The following is a 21,224-nucleotide window of genomic DNA, read 5'->3' on the forward strand; positions in this document are numbered from 1 at the left end:
TCTACACCCAAATCAGTGAAGCTGACCGCAGCGGCTCTGGGCCTTGCAGAAAATATCGCTTTGATATCGCTTCGGAAAGTTCACCCAGCCGCAGCAACAACGAATCAATGACAGGCGCGTCGAACACATTGACCTTTGTCGTGACGAAGCTGGCTGCGAGTGACCTGGCCAGTTCCTGTTGCGGCTCGGCCAACCCATCGTCCGACAGCACTGGAAGCGTGTTCAAATGCGCCGAGATCGCCGCTACCTGGAAAGCGACGCCACGCGGATTGCCGGGGTCGAGGGCGACCAGATCCACCACCGCCGCCCGGGCGATGCCGGCCAGGTAGCGCTGGCGATAGCTGATCTGGCTGTCGGCGAGGTCCAACAAGGTCGAGAGATCGTCCGCGGTCGCATCCTTGCCACCGAACGCGCGGAGGAAACGAAGCATCGCCGACGCCCGCTCGACCCGCCGGCCGAGGTCGTGGAAGCGCCAGGAATCGGTGCGTGCCATATGCTCGGCGGCGAGTCCTGCGAGCGCCGAATAGCGACGCTGAAGCGAGCCGGCCCGATCGAGCAGCACGCCACGTTCCGGAAAAGGCGCATCGAGCAAGCGGATCATGTCTGCCGAGAGCCGATCGCGGGACACCTGGCCGATGAAACGGGCCTGCGTGTTGATCTTGCGGACGCTGTGCCAGCGGTCCTCGGCTTCCATCGCCGTGCGCACGAGCTGCGTCAGGTCCGCGCGGCGCAGGCCCTTGGGCGCGGGCGCTGCATCGGCGGCAACGACGAGACGGGCGAGCCGTTCGACGGTATCGGCTGAAAGCGCCGCCCCGGTGTCCGCGCTGATCGAGTGGCCGAGCAGCACGCGCAACACGCCGAGCAGCGCCTCTCCGCGTTCCAGATAGCGGCCGAGCCAGAAGAGGTTGTCGGCAACGCGCGACGGCAATGTGCCTGGATTCCGACGGAGGCGTACGCCCTCCTGCGCCGGCAGCAGCGAAACCGGCGCGACCGGATCAGGACCGTGGACGCAGACATCGGCCGACAAACTGCCCTCCCCCATCGCTGCGGCGCGGACATCCTCGTGCATGCCGATCCGGGCGAAGCCGCCGGGAAGCACCGACCAGCCGCCATCGGCACCTCGGGCGGCGAAGACCCGCAGCGTGAAAGGACGTGACACCAGGTCGCCGTGATCGGGCACTGGCATCGTCGAGAGTTGGACGGCTTCCTGGCCGACATAGTCCTGCGGACGGCGCGTGAGATCGTCGAGCAGCGCGGCACGCTGAACGACGCTCAGCGATGCGCCGAGAACCGGCTTGTCGCCGGGCAAGCCGAGCGGCGCTGGACCGAATGCGGGTCCAATGACCAACTCGTCGAGATGATCGGCGACATACCCGCGTTCCGCATCGCCGCCGCACCACCACGTGGCGATGTTCGGTAGTGAAAGCGGTTCGCCTAGCAGGCGTTCCGCCAGCGAGGGCAGGAAGGCAGCGAAGGCGGGAGCTTCCAGCAGGGCCGCCCCGGGAGCGTTGGCGACGACGACGTTTCCGGCCGCCATCGCGTCGACGAGACCCGCCACGCCGATGGTCGAATGCGAGTCGAGGGCGAGCGGATCGAGCAGCCGCGGATCCAGGCGGTGCCACAGCGCGTCGATACGCTTGAGCCCGGCGATCGTGCGGACATAGAGCTGGTCGTCGAGCACAACGAGATCCGGCCCTTCGACCAGCAGAAAGCCGAGATAACGCGCGAGGTGCGCCTGTTCGGCATAGCTCGGATTGAGCCGGCCCGGCGTTAGCAGCGCGATCCGCGGGTCGACGCGGCGGCAGCGCGCGGCGAGCCCGTCGCGGAACGCGGCAAAGAAGGGCGCATGGCGCTCGATATTGAGGCGCGATTGGAGCCCGCCGACGGTCCGTGACATCGCCAGGCGGTTCTCAAGTGCGAAGCCGGCGCCGGCCGGTGCGCGGAGATGATCGGCGAGGACCCGCCATTCGCCACTGGGGCCACGGCAAAGATCGAAGGCGACGAAATGGAGGTGCCGCCCTCCCGGCGGCTCCAGCCGGTCCAGCGGCCGGAGGAAATAAGGGCTGCCGGTGACCAGCATGGCGGGGACATGCCCCTCGCCGACGAGATCGCCGGGGCCGTAAAGGTCGGCAAGCACCGCCTCGAGCAGGTCCGCGCGCTGCACAACGCCAGCGACGATGTCCTGCCATTCGGCCTTTTCCAAGAGGAGCGGTACGGGGGAGAGCGGCCAGGGACGTTCCTCGCCCTCACCTACGACGCGAAAGCCGGTCCCGATATCGTCAGCATGACGCCGGGCGCGTTCGCGTACCAAGCCCCAGTCGTCACCGCCGATCGTCGCCAGTTCTTCGAACAGCGCCGTCCATGCAGCGTCCTGACCTTTAGAGCACAGTACGTCGCCCGTCGCGGCACGGGCGCAATAATCGGCCATCCAGCGATCGGCGATGGTCGCAGCGTCGAACAAAGGCGCGGCACGGCTGGCCAAGAACGCTTCCCCAAATGGGCTGAGTACGTGCGTGATGCGGGAAAGCAGGTGGGCTGGCAACAAGGGATCGGCGCGAAGGAGCGCGGCTTACATGCCGACAAGCATCACAAGTTCATCGGCCGCTTGCGTAGCCGCTGATGGCGGCACCCACGGAAAGAGCCCTCTCCCACAAGCGGGAGAGGGCGATTGGATCTTTACTTAGCTTAGCGGCAGCGAACGTTGCCGCGATCGACTTCGCGACCGAGGAGCGCACCGCCGCCGGCGCCGAGCAGCGTACCGAGCGTGCCGCCGCCGACCAGGTTGCCGAGCACGCCGCCGCCGATGCCGCCGATCACCAGACCAGTGGTGCCGTCGTTACGGCGGCAATAGGCGCGGCCGTCACGGCCCTTGTAGATGCGGTCGTTGCGGCCAAGGCGGCGTTCGCGGTCGCGGCGGCCTTCACGGTAGCTGCGCGTCGGCTCCCAGTTGCGGTCGTTGTCGCGCCAGCGATAATCACGGTTGTTGCTCTGCGAACGATATTCACGATTCGACTGAGCGTCGGCCGGAGCTGCCATCGCCGGCACGGCCATAGATGCCATTACGAATGCGGCCAGAAACTTCTTCATATACTGAACTCCCTCAGGACGGCGCACGGCAGGGGGGCAGGCCGCAGCACCAGGCGGACATATGTCCGAGGTCTGAGGAACGGAGTTGACTGGGTTAGGGTTCCGCAGCGTGGGAATAGATCGTCCGGAGACTGCCGAGCTTCCACGCGAAAAGCGTGAGGCACCCTGACGAACGGGCAATATGCGCGCTAAAGGGTTTCAGATGAATTCAACCGAGATATTGATCACCGCCCCGCTGCTCCCGTCGGTGATGGACGCGCTGGAATCAGCGTTCACGACCCACCGGCTATGGGAACAACCCGATAGGCACGCATTTCTCGACAGTGTGGGCCCGCATATTAGAGGCGCCGCGACGAGCACCTATCACGGCCGAATCGACGATGCGTTTCTGGCGCAGCTGCCCGCGCTGGAGATCGTCGCAAGCTTCGGGGTCGGGTATGACAATGTCGATGCTGCCGCCGCCGCGGCGCGGGGCGTGGTGGTCACAAACACCCCAGGCGTTCTGGATGAGGAAGTCGCCGACCTGACCATTGGCTTGCTGCTCGCCACGGTGCGACAGATACCGCAGGCCGAGCGCTTTCTACGTGAGGGGCAGTGGCTGAAGGGGGCATTTCCGCTGTCGCCGACGCTGCGCGGACGCCGGATCGGTATCGTCGGGCTGGGTAATATCGGCAAGGCAGTGGCCCGCCGACTGGAAGGGTTCGACGTCGCGGTCGCCTATCACGGTCGGTCCAAGCAGGAAGACGTGCTGTTCGACTATCATCCGACATTGGTCGGCCTGACGGAAGCGTCCGACGTGCTGATCGCGATCGTGCCGGGTGGCGCTGGAACGCGGAACCTGATTGATGCCGAGGTGCTGGCGGCGCTGGGTCCCCAGGGCATCCTGATCAACGTCGCACGCGGAAGCGTAGTCGACGAAGCGGCGCTGATCGCGGCGTTGCAGTCGGGGACGATCCTGTCCGCAGGGCTGGACGTCTATGCCGACGAGCCCCGCGTGCCGCAGGCGCTGCTCGATCTGCCCAACCTGGTGCTGCTGCCGCATATCGGGTCGGGATCGGTGCAGACCCGGGCCGCAATGGGGCAGTTGCTGGTAGATAATCTGGTGCAGTGGTTCGCCGAAGGGCGCCCGGTGACCAGCGTGCCGGAGACCGCGCATCTGTTTGCCGGATAGGTACCAGGGTTCGATCCACCTGCAATAAGCCTGCTCCCCGGCGGAGGCCGGGCCCGGTCGCAGTGGCGTTCGCGAGAAGCTGGCTCCCGCCCCCGCGGGGGACGGGTCGGTTACTGGTCAAGTTAGAGTTCAGGCGTGTACGCGCCTTGCCTTGGTGAGAGCTTCGGCGATAGCGGGGCCGTCATAGGGTTTGCGCAGCAGCACCGCGCCCTCGCCCTCCAACCCGGCGACATGATCGTTGCCGGTGGCGAAGATCACGCCGACATGGGGGCGCAGTTCGCGGGCGCGGGTCGCCAGCACGGAGCCCGAAATGCCGGGAAGTTCGACGTCGGTGAACAGGATGTCGATCGGCACGGTCTGGAGTGCGGTCGTCGCATCCTCGGCACTGGCAGCTTCCACCACGGTGTGCCCGAGATGCTGGAGCAGTTCGGCGGTGTTGGCGCGGATCAGTGTGTCGTCCTCGACCAGCAGGATGCTGAGGCGGGCCGGCGCAGCGTCGGGCGCGGACATGTTGGAGAGCGCCAGCTTCTGCTCGGATACGCTCGCGCCGCGCTGACGCTGGTTGGCGAGGACGTAGCGCACCTTTCGTGCCAGCATCTCGCGGGTATAGGGTTTCGAAAGGAGATCGACGCCTTCGTCCAGACGCCCGCCATGGACGATCGAGTTCTCGGTGTAGCCGGACGTGAACAGGACGGCGACGTCTGGGTAACGATCGCGGGTGATACGGGCGAGCTCGGGACTCTTGAGCGTTCCAGGCATGACGACGTCGGTGAAGAGCAGGTCGATCGCCACGCCGCTTTCGACGATGGCGAGCGCGGAAGCCGCGTCCCGCGCCTTGAGCACGCGGTAGCCCAGTTCAGTGAGCAGGTCGATTGCGGTGGCGCGGACCTCGTCATCGTCCTCGGCGACCAGGATCGTCTCGCTGCCACCGACCACCGGGCCAGTATCGGCCAGTTCGCCGACTTCTTCGGCCTGGAGTGCGCGGGGGAGGTAGAGCTTCACGGTCGTGCCCTGCCCCACCTCCGAATAGATCTTCACATGGCCGCCGGATTGCTTGACGAAACCATAGACCATCGAAAGGCCGAGCCCGGTGCCCTTGCCCTCCGGCTTCGTGGAGAAGAACGGCTCGAACACCTGGGTCAAGATGTCAGGGCCGATGCCCTGACCGGTGTCGGTGACGGCGAGCAGGACGTATTGGCCTGGCGTCACTTCGGCATGGGTACGGGCATAATTGTCATCCAGATGGGCGTTGCCGACTTCGATCGTCAGCTTGCCCTGGCCATCCATGGCGTCGCGCGCGTTGATTGCGAGGTTGAGCAAGGCGTTCTCGACCTGGCCCGGATCGACAAAGGTGTTCCACAAGCCGCCCGACACGACGGTCTCGACTTCGACCGCATCGCCGATGGCCCGGCGGAGCATGTCCTCCATCCCGTAGACAAAGCGGCCGATGTTCACGACCTTGGGCTCGAGCGGCTGGCGACGACCGAAGGCGAGCAGCTGGGCGGCAAGCTTGGCGCCGCGGCTGACCCCAGCGAGCGCGTTGGTCACGCGGCGCTCGGCACGGTCGTTCCCGGCCACGTCCTTCGCGAGCAGCTGGAGATTCCCTGAGACGACCTGGAGCAAATTGTTGAAGTCGTGCGCGACACCGCCCGTAAGCTTGCCGATCGCCTCCATTTTCTGCGCCTGCTGGAGTGCGGCTTCGGCTTGGCGGCGTTCGGCGATTTCCGTGACGATCCGCGTTTCGAGCGTTTCGTTCAAGCGACGCAGTTGCTCGGTCGCGTAGTGCTGCTCGGTGACGTCGTTGCCTTGGACGAAGATACCGGTCACCGCCCCCGTCGGGTCGAGGATCGGCTGATAGATAAAGTCGATGTAGCGCTCCGCGGCTGGGGAGCCGGCATCGGAGAGCACCAGGCGCACCCCTCGCCCGACAAAGGGCTGGCCGGTCTGGTAAACCCGGTCAAGCAGATCGAGAAAGCCCTGCTCCACGACTTCGGGCAGCGCCTCGCGCACGGATTGGCCGACTACGTTTTCGCGGCCGACGACACGGTGATATGCGTCGTTTGCGAGCGTGAAGACATGATCAGGGCCGCTTAGCACCGCGATGAAGCCGGGGGTCTGAACAAACAGGCTGCGGAGAAAGGCGCGTTCCTGTTCGAGTGCCAGATTGTCCCGCTGTACCGCCTGCGCCCGCTGGAAGACGCCGGCTTCGACCAGATTGTTGCTGCTGCCGGCATCCCGGGCGAGCGCGCGTAGCCGCTGGAGCTCGGTGACGTCGACGGTGTGCTGAAGGATGTACGCGGTTTCACCCGCACGGTTGGGAACCGGGGTGTGGGTGGCGCTCCAATAGCGCTCTTCCGAGCCGAGGCCACCGGCCAGCGGGATATCGTAGCGGATGAGCGGGAGGTGGTCCGGCGCGCCGCTTTCCGCGACCCGGCTGAGCGAGCCATGAAGCAGACGGTAGCTTTCCGAACCGGGATCGCTCGGGAACGCCTCGAACATATTGCGGCCGAGAAGATCGGCACGGGCGCGGCCGGTCGCGATGCAATATGCGTCGTTCATCGCGATCAGCGTGAACTGGCGGTCCACCAGAACATAAGGGTTGGCGGAGCGCGAAAATACGGCTTCGAAATCAACGGATTGCGGCATAATGAGCGTTGATCTTCCAGTTGCGGCGCTGGGATCCCGTTTGAGCACGGGTGTACTTGGTGGTTCGCTATCGCGGAAGAACGTTGAAGTTCAAGAAGATTGTAGACCGTCACACGCAGGCCGGTGGCTCAAAGGTCCGGCAAGGTTTGGTCGGCTTCGCCCCAGCCGGCGAGCGCACGGCTGGCGGCGCGTTCGAGCAGCTCGGGCGCGTCGCGGATGGTGAAGCGCTTGGCAGATTCGAGGTCCCGCAGTTCGCTCCAGGTGATGGGCGCGGAAACTGGCGCATTCTCCCGAGCGCGGGCGACATAAGGAAGGACGGCGGTGGCGCCGCGCTGATTGCGAAGATAGTCGATGAAGATCTTGCCCTTGCGCGTGACCTTTTTGAGGTTGGCGGTGTAGCGATCGGGATCGGCTTGGGCGAGGGCGCGGGCGAAGCGCTCGGCGAAGGAGCGGACTTCGGGCCAGTCGGCTTTCGGCACGAGGGGCACGACGACATGGACGCCCTTGCCGCCGGAGAGCAGCGGCCAACTGGTCAGGCCGATATCGGCGAGATGGCCCTTCAGGTCTTCCGCCGCCTTCTTCACGAGCTCGAAGTCTAGCCCCTCGTCGGGATCGAGATCGAAGACGAGGCGGTCCGGCTTCTCGATGTCTGCGACCAGGCTGCCCCAGCCATGGAATTCGATCGTGCCCATCTGGACGCAGGCCATGATGCCGTCGACATCGTCCAGATATAGGTAGGGCTGCACCGAGCCATCCTTCTCGCGTACGTCGACGTGGTGGACGTCCTCACCGAAGCTGCCGGCATCGTGCTTCTGGAAGAAGCAATGCTTGGCGCGGCCCTGGGGACAGCGGACCAGGCTGATCGGCCGGTTGGCGAGCCAGCGCAGCGCAGCGGGGGCGATCGCCTGGTAATAATCGGCGAGTTCGCCCTTGGTAAGACCAGACTCGGGGTAGATCACGCGCTCGCGATTGCTGATCTTGATGTGGGTCTCGGGCAGCGTCGGCGCTGCGGGTAGCGGCGTGGGTGTTTCCGGGACGACCTCACTGGCCTTCTTGTCCTCGCGCAGGCCGAGGAAGCTGGCGTGGCGGACGACATTCTCGGCGGTAAATTCGGCAAAGGCGATTTCGGCCACGAGCTCTGGCTTGATCCACTGCGCGCCGCGGGCCTCCGCCCTGGGTACAGCAGCGGCGGGCTTGTCTGTCGCGATCTTGTCGAAGCGTTCGCGCAGGTCGTGGAGCGTAGCCGTGCTGAAGCCGGTGCCGACCTTGCCGGCATAGCGAAGGCCCTCGGGCGCGTTTAGCCCGAGCAGCAGCGAGCGGAAGCCGCGTCCCTTGGCGGCGGAGGGCGTCCAGCCGATGATCACGAATTCCTGCCGCCGCGTACATTTGATCTTGAGCCAGGACTTGGTGCGGGTGCCGCGGTAGGGCGCGTCGGCGCGTTTGGAGACGACGCCCTCATATCCTTGGGCACACATAGTTTCGAACAACTTTTCGCCGTTGCCGATGATGTGTTCGGAGAATTGGATACGCGGGTTGACGTTCTCGATGACGCTGCGGAGACGTTCCTTGCGCTCTAGCTGGGGGAGCTTGGTGACGTCCTCGCCGCCACTTGCCAGCAGGTCGAAAGCGAAGAGAGTCAGGTCGTTACCGCCAGCAGAGATGGCTTCCTGGAGCGTCGAGAAGTCGGGCTTGCCGTCCTTGAAGGCGACGATTTCGCCGTCGAGGAGCGTTCCGGACGGCAATTTGGCGGCGGATTGCGCGATTCCGGGAAATTTTTCCGTCCAATCCAGCCCTGAACGCGTGTAAATCCGCGCGGATTCACCGTTCGACGCGACCAGCGCGCGGTATCCGTCATACTTTACTTCGTGCAGCCAGGCGGTGCCGGTGGGGACGGTGTCGACCAGCGTAGCGAGCTGCGGGGCAGTGAAATCGGGGAGCTTGACGCTGGCTGCGCGCTTGCGCGGGGATGACGGAGCGGCAGGCGCGGCACGGGTAGCCGGCTTCTTCTTGGCGACCTTCTTGCCCTCGGCGATTTCCTGCATGGTGCGCCCGGTGTGGACGCTGGTCAGGCCGGTTTCGACCAGCACGTCGGTCGCACCGGCAAAGCCGTCGTTGATCTTGCGCAGCAGCCAGTTCTCGTTCTTCTCCTTGCCCCGGGGCTTGAGGCGGATCAGCAGCCACTCGCCCTTCATCCGCTCGCCATCCAGGCGAAAATGGAGATGGCCTTTCTCCAGGTCCTTGGCCGACTTGCCCTCGATCGGCTCCCAGAAACCATCATCCCACAGCATGACCGTGCCGCCGCCATATTCGCCCTTGGGGATCGTCCCCTCGAAATCGGCGTAGGAGAGCGGGTGGTCTTCGGTGCGGACGGCGAGGCGCTTTTCGTCGGGGTCGAGGCTCGGCCCGCGGGTGACCGCCCAGCTCTTGAGCACGCCGTCGACTTCGAGGCGGAAGTCCCAGTGCAGGCGCGTGGCGTCGTGCTTCTGGACGATGAAGCGGTTGCCGCCGGTCGAGGCTACCGCACCCGAAGGCTCGGCGGTCTTGGTGAAGTCGCGCTTGGCATTGTATCGGGCGAGAGGGTCCAGCTTGGCCATCCGCGTCACGCCCGCTTGCGCGCCGGCGCCTTTTTGGCGGCGGTGCTGCGGCTGCCCGCACGCGGGGCCGCAGGCTTGTCATTGGCGGCCTTGGGCGTGCTCTTCTTGGCCGGCGCCTTCTTGACCTCCGGGTCCTTGGCGGCGCCGGGCTTCTCGAGCGACTTCTTGAGCGCGGCCATCAGATCGACCACGTTGGAGCCGCGGCTGGGCGCCTCGTCGCCGACGTCCTCCAGGATCTTCTTGCCCTTGGCCTTTTTCTTGCGCTCGATCAGTTCCTTGAGCGCGTCGACATAGCGGTCGTGGAATTCCTGAGGATCGAACTTCGACGCCTTCTTGTCGATCAGCGTGGTGGCCAAATCGAGCAGTTCGGCATCCGGCTCCGAATCGGGAATGTCGCGAAAATAACCCTGGGCCTTGTTGACCTCGTCAGCGTAGCGCAGCGTCTCCAGCACCATGCCGCGGCCGCACGGCTTGAGGCTGACGACATATTCGCGGCCCCGCATGGCGAGCTGGCCGAGCCCGACTTTTCGGGCGCGGCGGAGCGCTTCGCGCAGCACGATGAAGGCTTCCTCGGCGAGGTCGTCTGCGGGCACGACGAAATAGGGCTTCTCGTAATAGAGCACGTCGATCTCGTCGGCGTCGACGAACTGGGTGAGCTCCAGAGTCTTTTTGGACTCGAGCTTCACCGCGTCGATCTCGTCCTGCTCGAGCAGGACATACTCGCCCTTCTCCACCTCGAAGCCCTTCACGATCTCGTCGACATCGACCGCGCCGATGCCGGGGGCGACCTTTTCGTACTTGATCCGCTTGCCGCTGGGTTCGTGGATCTGGTGGAAGCTGATCTGCGCGCCGGATTTGGTGGCGGAATAGATTTCGACGGGAATGGAGACCAGCGCCAACCGGATCTGTCCCTGCCAATAGGCGCGTGCGGCCATTCCCGTTCTCCGTCGTTGCGAGGCCGATTCAAAGCGCGAGGGAGGGAGTCGTTCCGCATTACTAATCCTCCCCCGCAAGGGGGAGGGGAACCGCGGCGCAGGCGCGTGGTGGAGGGGTAATCGCCACAAGCCGTGTCGCCCGTGGACACTACCCCTCCACCAGCTTCGCTGGTCCCCCTCCCCCTCCGGGGGAGGATTTGGGAAACTGGCGGGGGAGGATCGAAGTGCGCCCCTCCCCCTTTTGGGGGAGATTGTGTAAGGGGCTCGCATGACCGATCCCATCAGCCTGTTCGACGCCTGGTTCGCCGAGGCGCAGGCGAGCGAGCCCAACGATCCGAATGCCATGGCGCTGGCGACGGTGGACGGGCGCGGGCAGCCTGCGGTGCGCATGGTGCTGCTGAAGGGGCATGGAGCCGATGGCTTCGTGTTCTACACCAATGGCGAGAGCCGCAAGGCGGCCGACCTGGCGACCAGCCCGCGGGCGGCGCTGCTGTTCCACTGGAAGTCGCTGCGGCGCCAGGTGCGCATCGAGGGTGCCGTTACGCAAGCAAGCGATGCGGAGTCCGACGCCTATTTCGCCAGCCGTGGGCGCGACTCGCAACTGGGGGCATGGGCATCGGACCAGTCGCGGCCGCTGGATGCTCGCGCTACCTTCGAGGCGCGCTTTGTAGAGGTACAGGCGCGGTTCGAAGGCGGCGACGTGCCGCGCCCGCCGCATTGGGGCGGATATCGGGTAGTCCCGGAGCGGATCGAGTTCTGGCAGGACCGTGCGCACCGGCTGCACGAGCGGCGTTTGTTCGTGCGCGACGGCGCAGGCTGGAGCGAAGGGTTGCTGTTTCCGTGAACGCGCCGGTTCATCTGGAAGCGCCCAAGCCCAAGCGGAGCCTGCTGAGCGAGACCACGGCACGCGCGGCGGTGGCCAGCGCGACCACTGCCATCCTGCTGCTGACCCTCAAGGCGATCGCCGCATGGCAGACCAATTCGGTCGCCCTGCTGGGCAGTCTGGCGGATTCGAGCCTGGACGTGCTGGCGTCGCTGGTGACGTTGTACGGCGTGCGGCTGGCGGCGACTCCGGCAGATCACGACCACCGGTTCGGCCATGGCAAGGCCGAAGCGCTGGCGGCGCTGTTCCAGGTGGCTTTGGTGACGGCATCGGCGGGCGCGATCGGCTGGCGGGCGATCCAGTCGTTCCAGCGCGAGGCGCCGGTGTCCGATCCCGGGCTGGGCATTGCGGTGTCGATCGTGGCGATCGCCGCGACCTTGGTCTTGGTGTCGTACCAGCGGCGGATCATCGCCGAGACCGGATCGGTCGCGATCCAGGCGGACAGCCTGCACTATCAGGGCGACATCCTGCTCAACCTGTCGGTGATCCTGGCGCTGGTGCTGGAACGGTATCTGGCGCTGAACGGAGCCGACGCGGTGTTCGGCATCGTCATCGCGGTGTGGCTCGGCTGGGGCGCGTTCAAGGCGTCCGCCGAGGCGATCGACCAGTTGATGGACAAGGAATGGCCCGAAGACGAGCGGGCCCGCTTCGTCGAAGTGGCGATCGGCAATCCCGAAGTGCGCGGCATTCACGATTTCCGCACGCGGCGATCGGGCGGGCACGCCTTTGCGCAGTTCCACATGGTGGTCGCGCGCGACATGAACGTCGCCGACGCACATGATGTGGTGGAGGAAGTGGAGGACGCGCTGCATGCCGCCTTCCCGCGTACCGAAGTGCTGATCCACCTCGATCCAGAGGGTCATGTCGATACCGACAATCCGCTGGTCGAGCAGGACGTAACGCCACACTGGTTCCGGAAGCGCTGATGCCTGCCCTGCCCTTTGCCCAGATCGATGCCTTTGCCGATCGGGCGTTCACCGGCAATCCTGCGGCGGTGGTGCCGCTGGAGGCCTGGCTGGACGACGCGGTGCTGCAGCGGATCGCGGCGGAAAACAATTTGTCGGAAACGGCCTTCTTCGTCGCCGATGCGAGCGGAGAAGCCGATTTCGAGCTGCGCTGGTTCACCCCGGCGGTGGAAGTCGAGCTGTGTGGCCATGCGACGCTGGCGAGCGGGCACTATCTGCTGTCGAGTGACGCGGCACGCGAGCGCGTGACGTTCCGCACTCGCCAGTCCGGCGTGCTGGAGGTAGCCCGCGACGGCGACGGCGACGGCTATGCCATGGCGCTGCCGGCTTATCCGCCCGAGCCGGCCGAGGTGCCTGGACTGCTCGACGCGCTGAGGGTCGAGGGCGAGACGCTGTGGCATCCGCGCGGCTACGATCTGACCGTGGTCGAGAGCGCCGAGATCGTGCGGGGCCTGACCCCCGACTTCCGCGCGCTGGCGGCGACGGGCAACACGCTCAACATCGTGACCGCACCGGGCGACGGTGGCGTGGACGTGGTGAGCCGCGTGTTCGCGCCGGCGGTAGGGCTGGACGAGGATCCGGTGACCGGATCGGCACATGCGGTGCTCGCACCTTATTGGGCGAAGCGGCTGGGGCGGAACCGGTTCACGGCGTTTCAGGCGAGCGCGCGTGGTGGGCATGTCGGGTGTCTGGTCGAGGGGAACCGGGTGGTGCTGGGCGGTCGCTGTGTGACCGTGATCGAAGGGCGGTTTTTCGCCTGAGCCAGTCCTCCTCCCGCAAGGGGGAGGTGACGCGGACTGGCGCGAGCGAGGCGTATTCTCCTCATGGCCCATCGCCTGTGGAAACTACCCCCCCACCAGCTTCGCTGGTCCCCCTCCCCCTTCCCCTCCGGGGGAGGAGTTTGTTGGGCGCGCCCCGTGTGGACCAATCCTCCCCCGGAGGGGGAGGTGGCGCGCGCTAGCGTGACGGAGGGGTATTCTCCTCATGGGGCGGCGCTGGCGGGGCCTACCCCTCACCGCTTTTGGCGGAGTGACTTTCCCGAAGGATTTCAAGCCAGCGCGAGTTCGGCGCGTTCGGTTTGCTGGATCCAGCCGCCGCCGAGGACGCGGTCGCCGGCGTAGAGCACCGCGGCCTGCCCCGGGGCCACGCCATATTCGGGGAGCTCGAACACCACGCGATCGCCGTCGAAGCGGGCAGGCACTGGCTTGGCGAGGCTGCGGACCTTGACGGTCATTTCGCCGCGATAATCCCCGGCCAGCCAATTGACCTTGTCGATGCGCGCGGCGCGGACGGCGAGGGCGCGCTTGGGGCCGACGATCACCTGGCGAGACTGCGCGTCGAGGCGAAGCACGTAATAGGGCTCGGCGGCGCCGCCGATCTCGAGCCCGCGGCGCTGGCCGACGGTGAAGTGGATCAGCCCCTTATGCTGGCCGAGCACGCGTCCGCTCTCATCGACGATGTCGCCGCTGGTTTCGGCCTCCGGCCGCAGCTTCTTGACCAGGCTGGCATAGTCGCGGTCGGGAACGAAGCAGATGTCCTGGCTGTCAGGCTTGGCCGCGACGCCCAGGCCCAGTTCGGCAGCGAGTTCGCGCACCTGGGCCTTGGGCATGCCGCCGAGAGGAAAGCGCAGGAAATCTAGCTGCGCGGCAGTTGTGGCGAACAGGAAGTAGCTCTGGTCGCGCGCGGGATCGATCGCGCGGTGGAGTTCGGGACCCTGCGCGCCCTGGACCCGGCGGACATAATGACCGGTCGCCAGGCAATCGGCACCAAGATCGCGGGCAAGCGCGAACAGATCGGTGAATTTGGGGCCCATGTTGCACTTCACGCACGGGATCGGGGTGCGGCCAGCGAGATACTCGTCGGCGAAATCGTCGATCACGGTCTCCTTGAAGCTCGACGCATGATCGAAGACGTAGTGCGCGATGCCAAGCTTGTCGCAGACGGCGCGAGCATCGCGGATGTCGCGTCCGGCACAGCAGGAGCCTGCGCGGCCCACCGCTTCGCCATGATCATAGAGCTGGAGCGTGACGCCGATCGTCTCCGCCCCGCTCGCCGCGGCCAAGGCGGCCACGACCGAGGAGTCGACCCCGCCCGACATGGCGACGACGATGCGCCGCGCGGCAAGCGGCTGGGGAAGCTGGAAATCGGCGGGGATCATCGTCCACGCACATAGGCTTTCCCGCCGGATTGTTCCAGCGCGCGCAGCCTAACCCAATGGCAACGTAAGTTAAGCGATCGTGTGCGTCGCCTTTACCGCGCTTTCACTCGGGATCGCTAGAGCCGGTGATCCCACGAAGTCGCACGGGAATGAATTGCCTTGGACCTGAGCTTTGCCAGACTGGATCGCGATGTGGCGGTCACCGCCATGCCGACCGAACTGGCGGTGCTGCTGGTGGGCGTGGCGGCACGCCAGGCGGCAAGCCCTACGGCACGGGTCCAGGCGCGCATCGGCAGGGCAGCGCCTGCCGACACGTTGCTGGCGCCGGGTCATGGCTGTTTCCACCGTACGGCCGCCTGGGCGCTGAGAGGCCGACCAGAGGAATGAAGATGGCGTTTACCTAGGCGTTTTAGCCGATGTTCAAGCACCGGCGGATACCTAGGGGATGCGAGTTGCGTAGCTGGGGCAGAAGCCCCGAAGAGGCAGTAGAAATGATTGAAAATCAGAAGATCCGTCCCGCAAAGGTCATCGGCCCCCTCGGCGAGCCGCTGACCCTCGATACGCTGCCCCCGCCCAGCACCACCCGCTGGGTCGTGCGGCGCAAGGCAGAAGTCGTGGCCGCGGTGAATGGCGGATTGCTGAGCGTGGATGAAGTCTGCGAACGCTACGGACTGACCGTGGAAGAGTTCGCTGGCTGGCAGCGGGCGATCGACCGCTCGGGCATGCCGGGACTACGCGTGACGCGCATCCAGCATTACCGCTCCTTGTACGAGCGCCAGCAGAAGTTCTGAGCGCCAGGGAGGGTTACCGCAGCCGGCTTGGGTTGGGCTGGTTCTGGCCGCATCTCGCCGCTTCGAGCCGCTTTTACAGCGCTCTCAAGTTGACAATCCGAAGGTTCCGCGACCCCGGTCAAAATTTCGTGACGGAACCAACATGAGTGATGACGATTTCTCCCTACATCGCCCGGCCCGCCGGGCTAACAACGGAGGGACTAGTCATGGGTCTTATTGTTTGGCTCGTCATCGGCGGCGTTGTCGGCTGGCTGGCAAGCATCGTGATGCGCACTGATGCTTCGCAGGGCATCTTCCTGAACGTCATCGTCGGCATCGTCGGCGCGTTCATTGCCAGCCTGCTGTTCGGCGCCGGCATCAACGACGGTATCACCGTCACCACGTTCCTGACTTCGCTGGTGGGTGCGATCATCCTCCTCGCGATCGTCAACCTCGTTCGTCGCGGCTCCGTTCGCTAAGCACGAGACTTGGTAACAAAAAAGGGGCTGCCCTTGATGGGCGGCCCCTTTTTCATGCGTGCTCCGCCTGGGTCCCTGATTACTTCAGGAGGAAGCGGACGGAGACGTTGATGCTGACCTCGCGCTCGCCGGGCAGCACTTGCGTGTCGGCCGCGGCGAACGCGCCGCGGCGGGTTCCGGACACGATGATCTCCTGCGGCCCGATCGAGCCACCTTCGGAAATCGCCAGGATACGATCCACGCGCAGCCCCGCGGCGCGGGCGTAAAGCTCGGCGCGGGCGCGGGCCTTTGCGATGGCATCGGCGCGCGCCTCGTCCATCGCGGCTTCCGGCTTGTCGAGCGTCAGGTTGGGACCCGAGATGTTGTTTGCGCCCTGCCGCACCAGCGTGTCGAGGATCGCGCCGCTCTTGGCGATCTCGCGAAAGCGCACGGTGAGCTGGTTCGACGCCTGGTAGCCGGTGATCACCGGGGGCTGATTATCCTCGTTGCGATAGACGGGGTTGAGCGAAACCGCGGCAGTCTGGAGGTCGCGTTCGGCGACACCGGCCTTGCGCAATGCCGCGATGACGCTCGCCATCCGCGCGCTGTTCTGTTGCATCGCCTCCGCCGCGCTGCCCGCCTGGGTGACGACCCCGGCCTGGATCAGCGCGAGATCGGGCACGCGCGTGGTGCTGCCCTCGGCCGCCACGTCCAGCACCGCCCCATCGGCTGGCAGAAACGGGCGCATGTCCTGCGCGGCTGCGGGCAGGCTTGCGGCTGCCGCGCCGAGCGCGGCGGTGGTAGCTAGCAACGCGAGGCGGATCATCGATATTTCTCCCTTGAAAGTCAGTGCAAGCGGATCGTGCCGGGGCCGGACCGAACGGCGGCTGAACGAGGCGGCGATAGGGTGGACGTAACGCCGGCGAAAGGGTGAATGCCCAGAGGAGCCGTGCCCCCCCTCGCAGCGATCGAACCACTGGCACTTGCGGAAAACGCACGACACGGGCAAGCCATGGGCAGGGCGCGAAACGGCACTTGTAGAGGGTGCCTTATTCATATAATACAGTTCTGCACAAGCGGGGGGCGGCCTCTGGCCGTGTGGATGCGCACATGAACTATGAGGGTAGGATGTTCGGACGGCAGGATCGGCTGGAGTATACGGGCGAAGAGACGCCGCGGCGCAGCCGCCGCTGGATCTGGATCCTCGGCATCGCGATCGTGGTGGTCGGCATTGTCGCCGTCCTAGCCGTGAGCCGCAAGGACGGCGCTGCGCCCAAGGGAGCAGCTAAGGGCGCCGCGGCCGCCCAGGGTAGTTCACAGAACCCGACGGTGACCGTCGCGGTTCCGGGCAAGACGACGATGGAGACGGTGGTGACCGGCACCGGCAGCCTGGCGGCGCGCCGCGAGATGCCGGTAGGAGTCGCCGGCGAAGGTGGCATCGTCACGCGCGTTCTGGTCGAGCCGGGCAGCTGGGTCGGCGCAGGCCAGGTGCTGGCGACGGTAGACCGGTCGGTACAGACGCAGACTGCCGAATCGCTGGCCGCCTCGATCCGGGTGGCGCAGGCCGATCTTCGCCTCGCCCAGGCGGAACTGGACCGCGCCCAGCGGCTTGTCGCGAACGGGTTCATCTCCAAGGCGGACATCGACCGCAAGACCGCGGCGCGCGACCAGGCGCAGGCGCGGCTGCGCGTGTCGCAGGCGCAGTTCTCGGAAACCCAGGCTCGCAACCGGCGCTTGGACGTTCGCGCGCCGGCGGCCGGGCTGGTGCTGACGCGCCAGGTGGAGCCAGGCCAGATCGTCAGTTCCGGATCGGGTGTCCTTTTCCGCATGGCGATGGGCGGGCAGATGGAGCTGCGTACGCAGCTGGCCGAAACCGACCTTCAGAAGCTGCGCGTCGGCGCGCGTGCCGAAGTGACGCCGACCGGGATGAGCCAGACCTTCACGGGCGAAGTGTGGCAGGTATCTCCCATCATCGACCCTCAATCGCGCCAGGGCATCGCCCGAGTGTCCCTGAAGTATAATCCGGCATTGCGCCCCGGCGGGTTTGCCAGCGCGCGGATCGTCGCCGGCGGCGTCACCGCCGTCGTGCTGCCGCAGTCAGCGGTTCAGAGCGACGGGCAGGGAAATTACGTGTACACGGTCAATGCCCAGAATGTGGCGGTACGCGCACCCGTTACCACCGGAGACGTGACCGAACAGGGCGTGGCGATCACCAGCGGGCTTTCGGGCAACGAACGCGTGGTGCTGACCGCCGGCGCCTTCCTCAATCCAGGCCAGAAGGTCATCCCGAACCTTCAGAAGCTGAAATAAGGGCGACGCTGCCATGAGCTTCCGGAACATCTCGGCCTGGGCGATCCGCAACCCGGTGCCCCCTATCGTGCTGTTCATCGCGCTGACCATCGCGGGGCTCGTCAGCTTCGCGCGGATGGACGTGAACAACGATCCCGACATCGACTTCCCCATCGTGTGGATCGCGATCAGCCAGCCGGGCGCCGCGCCCAGCGAACTCGAGAACCAGATCACGCAGAAGGTCGAATCGGCGGTCCGCAGCCTGCAGGGCATCGACGAGATCAACTCCACCGTTTCGGAAGGCAGCACCCAGACGGTCGTCCAGCTCGACATCGGCACCCCGATCGACCGGGCAGTCGAGGACGTGCGTTCCGCTATCCAGCAGATCCGCGGCGACTTGCCCGACGGCATCCTGGAGCCGCAGGTCGGCCGAGTGGACACCGCCAGCGACAACGACATTGCCAGCTTCACCGCCGTCGCGCCTGACATGACGGTGGAAGAGCTCAGCTGGTACATCGACAATCAGGTGTCCAAGGAGCTGCTGTCGGTTTCCGGCATGAGCGCGGTGGACCGCAATGGCGGCGTCAACCGCGAGATCCGCGTGATCCTGGACCCCGCCAAGTTGCAGGGCGTCGGGCTGACTGCCAGCCAAGTGAATCAGCAGCTGCGCCAGGTCAACCTGAACGCTGCGGGCGGCCGCGCCGAAATCTCGGGCTTCGAACAGTCTGTACGCGTCATCGGCAACGCCAAGGATGCTTATTCGCTGGGTCAGTCTCAAATCTCGACCGGAGCGGGCCGCACCGTGCGGCTGGCCGACATCGCGATGGTGAAGGATGCCTATGCCGAGCAGCGCAGCGCTGCCGAATATAATGGCCATCCGGTGATCTCGTTCGATATCAAGCGCGCCAAGGGTGCCTCGGACGTCGAAGTGTTTCACGACGCCGAGAAGAAGCTCCAGGAACTGGAAAAGCGCAATCCGAAGGTGCACTTCGAGCTACTCAACAACAATTCCAAATATGCCGAGGAGCAGTTCCACACCGCCATGGAGGCGATGGTGGAAGGCGCAGTGCTGGCGGTCATCGTCGTGTTCCTGTTCCTGCGCGACTGGCGTGCGACGCTGATCTCGGCCTTGGCGATCCCCCTCTCGGCGATCCCCAGCTTCTGGTTCATGGAGATGCTGGGCTTCACGCTGAACCAGATGACGCTGCTCGCGCTCAGCCTGGTGGCGGGCGTGCTGGTCGACGACGCGATCGTGGAAATCGAGAACATCGTCCGCCACATGCGGATGGGTAAATCGGCCTACCAGGCATCGATCGACGCCGCCGACGAGATCGGCGTCGCCGTGCTGGCCACCACCATGTCGATCGTCGCGGTGTTCCTGCCGGTTGGACTGATGCCCGGGATCTCCGGCCAGTTCTTCAAGAACTTCGGCCTGACCGTCGTCGCATCGGTGCTGATGAGCCTTGCCGTCGCGCGTCTGCTGACGCCGATGATTGCCGCCTATTTCCTCAAGGCGCACGGCCATGCCAGCCACGGCGAAGGCATGCTGATGAACGGCTATATGAAGCTGTTGCGCTGGACGCTGCTGCACCGCTGGTCGGCGGTGCTGAGCTTCGTGATCGCGTTCGGCGCGACGATCGCCTGCTTTGCGATGCTGCCGATGACCTTCCAGCCCGCTCAGGACCAGGAGAGCGTGACCGCCACGATCGAGATGGTGCCGGGGACACCATTGGAGGCGACGGAGCAAGTCGTGACGCGCGTTGCGGATCTGCTTCAGGGTCAGCCGAACGTCGCCAATGTCTATGCCCGCAGCTTCGTCGGCAATGGCCGAGTGACCGCGAACCTGAAGGAAGACCGTACCGAAACCTCGACCGAATTCGAGAAGCGGCTGGCGCCGCAGCTCATCGCGATTCCCGATGCGCGCGTGAACTTCCGCTCGCAGTTCGGCTGGGGCTCGTCGGGACGCGACCTGACCGTGACGCTGGGCGGCGAGGATCCCGCGCTGCTCAACGCGACGGCCAACCAGCTTGTCAAGCAGATGGCCAGCATGCCGGAAGTCGTGGCCCCGCGGATCAGCGGCGACCTGCAGCGGCCTGAGATTATCATCAAGCCGCGGCTCGACTTGGCCGCGAACCTGGGCGTGACCACCTCGGCGCTGTCGAGTGCGATCCGGATCGCGACGCTGGGCGACATCGATCAGAACAGCGCCAAATTCTCGCTGTCGGATCGCCAGATCCCGATCCGGGTGGCGATCAACGAAGACGCCCGTGCCCGCCTCTCCACGATCCAGAACATGCCGGTGCAGACCCAGACCGGCGGATCGGTGCCGCTGTCGGTAGTGGCCGAAATCGGCTTCGGCGCTGGCCCGACCAAGATCGAGCGACTGAACCTGCAGCGCCGCCTCATCGTCGGCGCCGACCTGGCGATGAACCCGGCGACGGGCAAGCCGTACGTCAACAACGAGGTGATGCAGAAGATCAACCAGCTGCCGATCATGAAGAACCTTCCGGTCGGGGTCGGCCAGATGACGGTCGGCCAAGCCAAGTGGCAGGCGGAGATGCTGAACAACTTCTTCGTCGCGCTCGCATCGGGCATCTTCCTGGTCTTCGCGGTCCTGGTGCTGCTGTACCGCCGCTTCATGTCGCCGCTGGTCAACATGGGGTCGCTGCTGCTCGCACCACTGGGCGGGCTGATCGCGCTGATGCTCACCGGTAATCCGCTGTCGCTGCCGGTGTTCATCGGGATCCTGATGCTGTTCGGCATCGTCGCCAAGAACTCGATCCTGCTGATCGACTTCGCGCTGGAGGAAATGGACAAAGGGGTGCGCAAGTTCGACGCGGTCCTGGATGCGGGTCACAAGCGTGCTCAGCCGATCGTCATGACGACGGTGGCGATGGTCGCGGGCATGGTCCCGACGGCGCTGTCGCTGAGCGGCGACTCGTCCTGGCGGGCGCCGATGGGCATCGTCGTGATCGGCGGGCTGATCGTATCCACGGTGCTGACGTTGGTGATCGTTCCGGCGATCTTCAGCCTTGCGGTGGGTCTCGAGCAGTGGCTGGGGCCGCGCCTCGGCAAGCGGCTGCTCACGTTCCGCCCGGGGGACGATGGCAAGCTGATCGGAACGCATGGCGGTCTGATCGAGCACAAGCCTGGGGACGACACGCCGCAACCTGCGGAATGAACTTGCCGGCGGTTCGAGAATTGGGGAGCGGGTGAGACCATCACCCGCTCCCCTTTCCGTTGATGCCGTGCCCGAGGGGCTGAGGCG

General features: G+C 65.6%; 16 protein-coding genes. 9 read left to right on the plus strand and 7 right to left on the minus strand.

The window, feature by feature from the left end:
* Position 1: 1 nt before the first annotated feature.
* Positions 2–2,482, minus strand: coding sequence for a circularly permuted type 2 ATP-grasp protein (locus LZ586_RS09365; RefSeq protein WP_235076038.1), 2,481 nt, complete (start codon positions 2,480–2,482; stop codon positions 2–4).
* A gap of 203 nt (positions 2,483–2,685) precedes the next feature.
* Positions 2,686–3,087 carry a glycine zipper 2TM domain-containing protein gene (locus tag LZ586_RS09370; protein WP_235076039.1) on the minus strand — a complete coding sequence of 134 codons (402 nt, stop codon included), beginning with the start codon at positions 3,085–3,087 and terminating at the stop codon, positions 2,686–2,688.
* 202 nt (positions 3,088–3,289) lie between these two features.
* Here LZ586_RS09370 and LZ586_RS09375 point away from each other — a divergent pair, with 202 nt between their 5' ends.
* Positions 3,290–4,258, plus strand: a complete 969-nt coding sequence (locus LZ586_RS09375; RefSeq protein ID WP_235076040.1) for a 2-hydroxyacid dehydrogenase — start codon at positions 3,290–3,292, stop codon at positions 4,256–4,258.
* 129 nt (positions 4,259–4,387) lie between these two features.
* On the opposite strand, the gene LZ586_RS09380 is transcribed toward LZ586_RS09375, so the two are convergent.
* From LZ586_RS09380 to LZ586_RS09390, 3 genes are all read right to left on the minus strand, one after another.
* The gene (locus tag LZ586_RS09380; protein WP_235076041.1) at positions 4,388–6,904 is read right to left on the minus strand and encodes a response regulator; all 2,517 of its coding nucleotides are present in this window, start codon (positions 6,902–6,904) and stop codon (positions 4,388–4,390) included.
* Between the two features lie 128 nt (positions 6,905–7,032).
* On the minus strand, positions 7,033–9,498 hold the full coding sequence (gene ligD / locus LZ586_RS09385) for a DNA ligase D (protein ID WP_235076042.1): 2,466 nt from the start codon (positions 9,496–9,498) through the stop codon (positions 7,033–7,035).
* A 5-nt stretch (positions 9,499–9,503) separates the two neighbouring features.
* Positions 9,504–10,433 carry a Ku protein gene (locus LZ586_RS09390; protein WP_235076043.1) on the minus strand — a complete coding sequence of 310 codons (930 nt, stop codon included), beginning with the start codon at positions 10,431–10,433 and terminating at the stop codon, positions 9,504–9,506.
* A 268-nt stretch (positions 10,434–10,701) separates the two neighbouring features.
* Here LZ586_RS09390 and pdxH point away from each other — a divergent pair, with 268 nt between their 5' ends.
* From pdxH to LZ586_RS09405, 3 genes are read left to right on the plus strand one after another with little or no spacing between them, the layout of a single operon-like run.
* The gene (gene pdxH / locus LZ586_RS09395) at positions 10,702–11,277 is read left to right on the plus strand and encodes a pyridoxamine 5'-phosphate oxidase (RefSeq protein ID WP_235076044.1); all 576 of its coding nucleotides are present in this window, start codon (positions 10,702–10,704) and stop codon (positions 11,275–11,277) included.
* Between the two features lie 44 nt (positions 11,278–11,321).
* Positions 11,322–12,242 (plus strand): cation diffusion facilitator family transporter, encoded by a 921-nt coding sequence (locus LZ586_RS09400; protein ID WP_413777335.1) that lies wholly within the window; start codon positions 11,322–11,324, stop codon positions 12,240–12,242.
* Complete coding sequence (locus LZ586_RS09405) at positions 12,242–13,042, plus strand: PhzF family phenazine biosynthesis protein (protein ID WP_235076045.1); 801 nt, start codon at positions 12,242–12,244, stop codon at positions 13,040–13,042. Before LZ586_RS09400 ends, LZ586_RS09405 begins: the two co-directional genes overlap by 1 nt.
* 287 nt (positions 13,043–13,329) lie before the next feature.
* Here LZ586_RS09405 and mnmA read toward each other — a convergent pair whose 3' ends face one another.
* Complete coding sequence (gene mnmA / locus LZ586_RS09410; protein ID WP_235076046.1) at positions 13,330–14,439, minus strand: tRNA 2-thiouridine(34) synthase MnmA; 1,110 nt, start codon at positions 14,437–14,439, stop codon at positions 13,330–13,332.
* Between the two features lie 207 nt (positions 14,440–14,646).
* On the opposite strand from mnmA, the gene LZ586_RS09415 reads away from it, so the two are divergent.
* The 3 genes from LZ586_RS09415 to LZ586_RS09425 all read left to right on the plus strand — a co-directional run bounded on the left by LZ586_RS09415 (position 14,647) and on the right by LZ586_RS09425 (position 15,688).
* Positions 14,647–14,826 carry a hypothetical protein gene (locus tag LZ586_RS09415; RefSeq protein ID WP_235076047.1) on the plus strand — a complete coding sequence of 60 codons (180 nt, stop codon included), beginning with the start codon at positions 14,647–14,649 and terminating at the stop codon, positions 14,824–14,826.
* Between the two features lie 104 nt (positions 14,827–14,930).
* Positions 14,931–15,230 carry a DUF1153 domain-containing protein gene (locus LZ586_RS09420; RefSeq protein ID WP_235076048.1) on the plus strand — a complete coding sequence of 100 codons (300 nt, stop codon included), beginning with the start codon at positions 14,931–14,933 and terminating at the stop codon, positions 15,228–15,230.
* Between the two features lie 206 nt (positions 15,231–15,436).
* Complete coding sequence (locus LZ586_RS09425) at positions 15,437–15,688, plus strand: GlsB/YeaQ/YmgE family stress response membrane protein (RefSeq protein ID WP_235076049.1); 252 nt, start codon at positions 15,437–15,439, stop codon at positions 15,686–15,688.
* A 79-nt stretch (positions 15,689–15,767) separates the two neighbouring features.
* Here the strand turns inward: LZ586_RS09425 and LZ586_RS09430 are convergent, their stop codons facing one another.
* Positions 15,768–16,493 (minus strand): SIMPL domain-containing protein, encoded by a 726-nt coding sequence (locus LZ586_RS09430; protein WP_235076050.1) that lies wholly within the window; start codon positions 16,491–16,493, stop codon positions 15,768–15,770.
* 284 nt (positions 16,494–16,777) lie between these two features.
* Here LZ586_RS09430 and LZ586_RS09435 point away from each other — a divergent pair, with 284 nt between their 5' ends.
* Positions 16,778–17,977: an efflux RND transporter periplasmic adaptor subunit gene (locus LZ586_RS09435; RefSeq protein ID WP_235076051.1), complete on the plus strand. Its 1,200-nt coding sequence runs from the start codon at positions 16,778–16,780 to the stop codon at positions 17,975–17,977.
* Positions 17,978–17,990: 13 nt separating this feature from the next.
* Entirely contained in the window at positions 17,991–21,137 is a 3,147-nt protein-coding gene (locus LZ586_RS09440) for an efflux RND transporter permease subunit (protein ID WP_235076052.1), read from the plus strand.
* Positions 21,138–21,224 lie beyond the last annotated feature (87 nt).

Source organism: Sphingomonas sp. S2-65 (assembly GCF_021513175.1).
GTDB lineage: Bacteria > Pseudomonadota > Alphaproteobacteria > Sphingomonadales > Sphingomonadaceae > Sphingomonas.

Excerpts from the sequence above, each read along its gene's own strand:
- LZ586_RS09375 (WP_235076040.1), top strand. The coding sequence starts at position 3,290 with ATGAATTCAACCGAGATATTGATCACCGCCCCGCTGCTCCCGTCGGTG.
- LZ586_RS09440 (WP_235076052.1), top strand. The coding sequence starts at position 17,991 with ATGAGCTTCCGGAACATCTCGGCCTGGGCGATCCGCAACCCGGTGCCC.
- ligD (WP_235076042.1), bottom strand. The coding sequence starts at position 9,498 with ATGGCCAAGCTGGACCCTCTCGCCCGATACAATGCCAAGCGCGACTTC.
- LZ586_RS09435 (WP_235076051.1), top strand. The coding sequence starts at position 16,778 with ATGAACTATGAGGGTAGGATGTTCGGACGGCAGGATCGGCTGGAGTAT.
- LZ586_RS09430 (WP_235076050.1), bottom strand. The coding sequence starts at position 16,493 with ATGATCCGCCTCGCGTTGCTAGCTACCACCGCCGCGCTCGGCGCGGCA.
- LZ586_RS09420 (WP_235076048.1), top strand. The coding sequence starts at position 14,931 with ATGATTGAAAATCAGAAGATCCGTCCCGCAAAGGTCATCGGCCCCCTC.
- LZ586_RS09370 (WP_235076039.1), bottom strand. The coding sequence starts at position 3,087 with ATGAAGAAGTTTCTGGCCGCATTCGTAATGGCATCTATGGCCGTGCCG.
- LZ586_RS09425 (WP_235076049.1), top strand. The coding sequence starts at position 15,437 with ATGGGTCTTATTGTTTGGCTCGTCATCGGCGGCGTTGTCGGCTGGCTG.
- LZ586_RS09415 (WP_235076047.1), top strand. The coding sequence starts at position 14,647 with ATGCCGACCGAACTGGCGGTGCTGCTGGTGGGCGTGGCGGCACGCCAG.
- LZ586_RS09405 (WP_235076045.1), top strand. The coding sequence starts at position 12,242 with ATGCCTGCCCTGCCCTTTGCCCAGATCGATGCCTTTGCCGATCGGGCG.
- LZ586_RS09380 (WP_235076041.1), bottom strand. The coding sequence starts at position 6,904 with ATGCCGCAATCCGTTGATTTCGAAGCCGTATTTTCGCGCTCCGCCAAC.
- pdxH (WP_235076044.1), top strand. The coding sequence starts at position 10,702 with ATGACCGATCCCATCAGCCTGTTCGACGCCTGGTTCGCCGAGGCGCAG.
- LZ586_RS09390 (WP_235076043.1), bottom strand. The coding sequence starts at position 10,433 with ATGGCCGCACGCGCCTATTGGCAGGGACAGATCCGGTTGGCGCTGGTC.
- mnmA (WP_235076046.1), bottom strand. The coding sequence starts at position 14,439 with ATGATCCCCGCCGATTTCCAGCTTCCCCAGCCGCTTGCCGCGCGGCGC.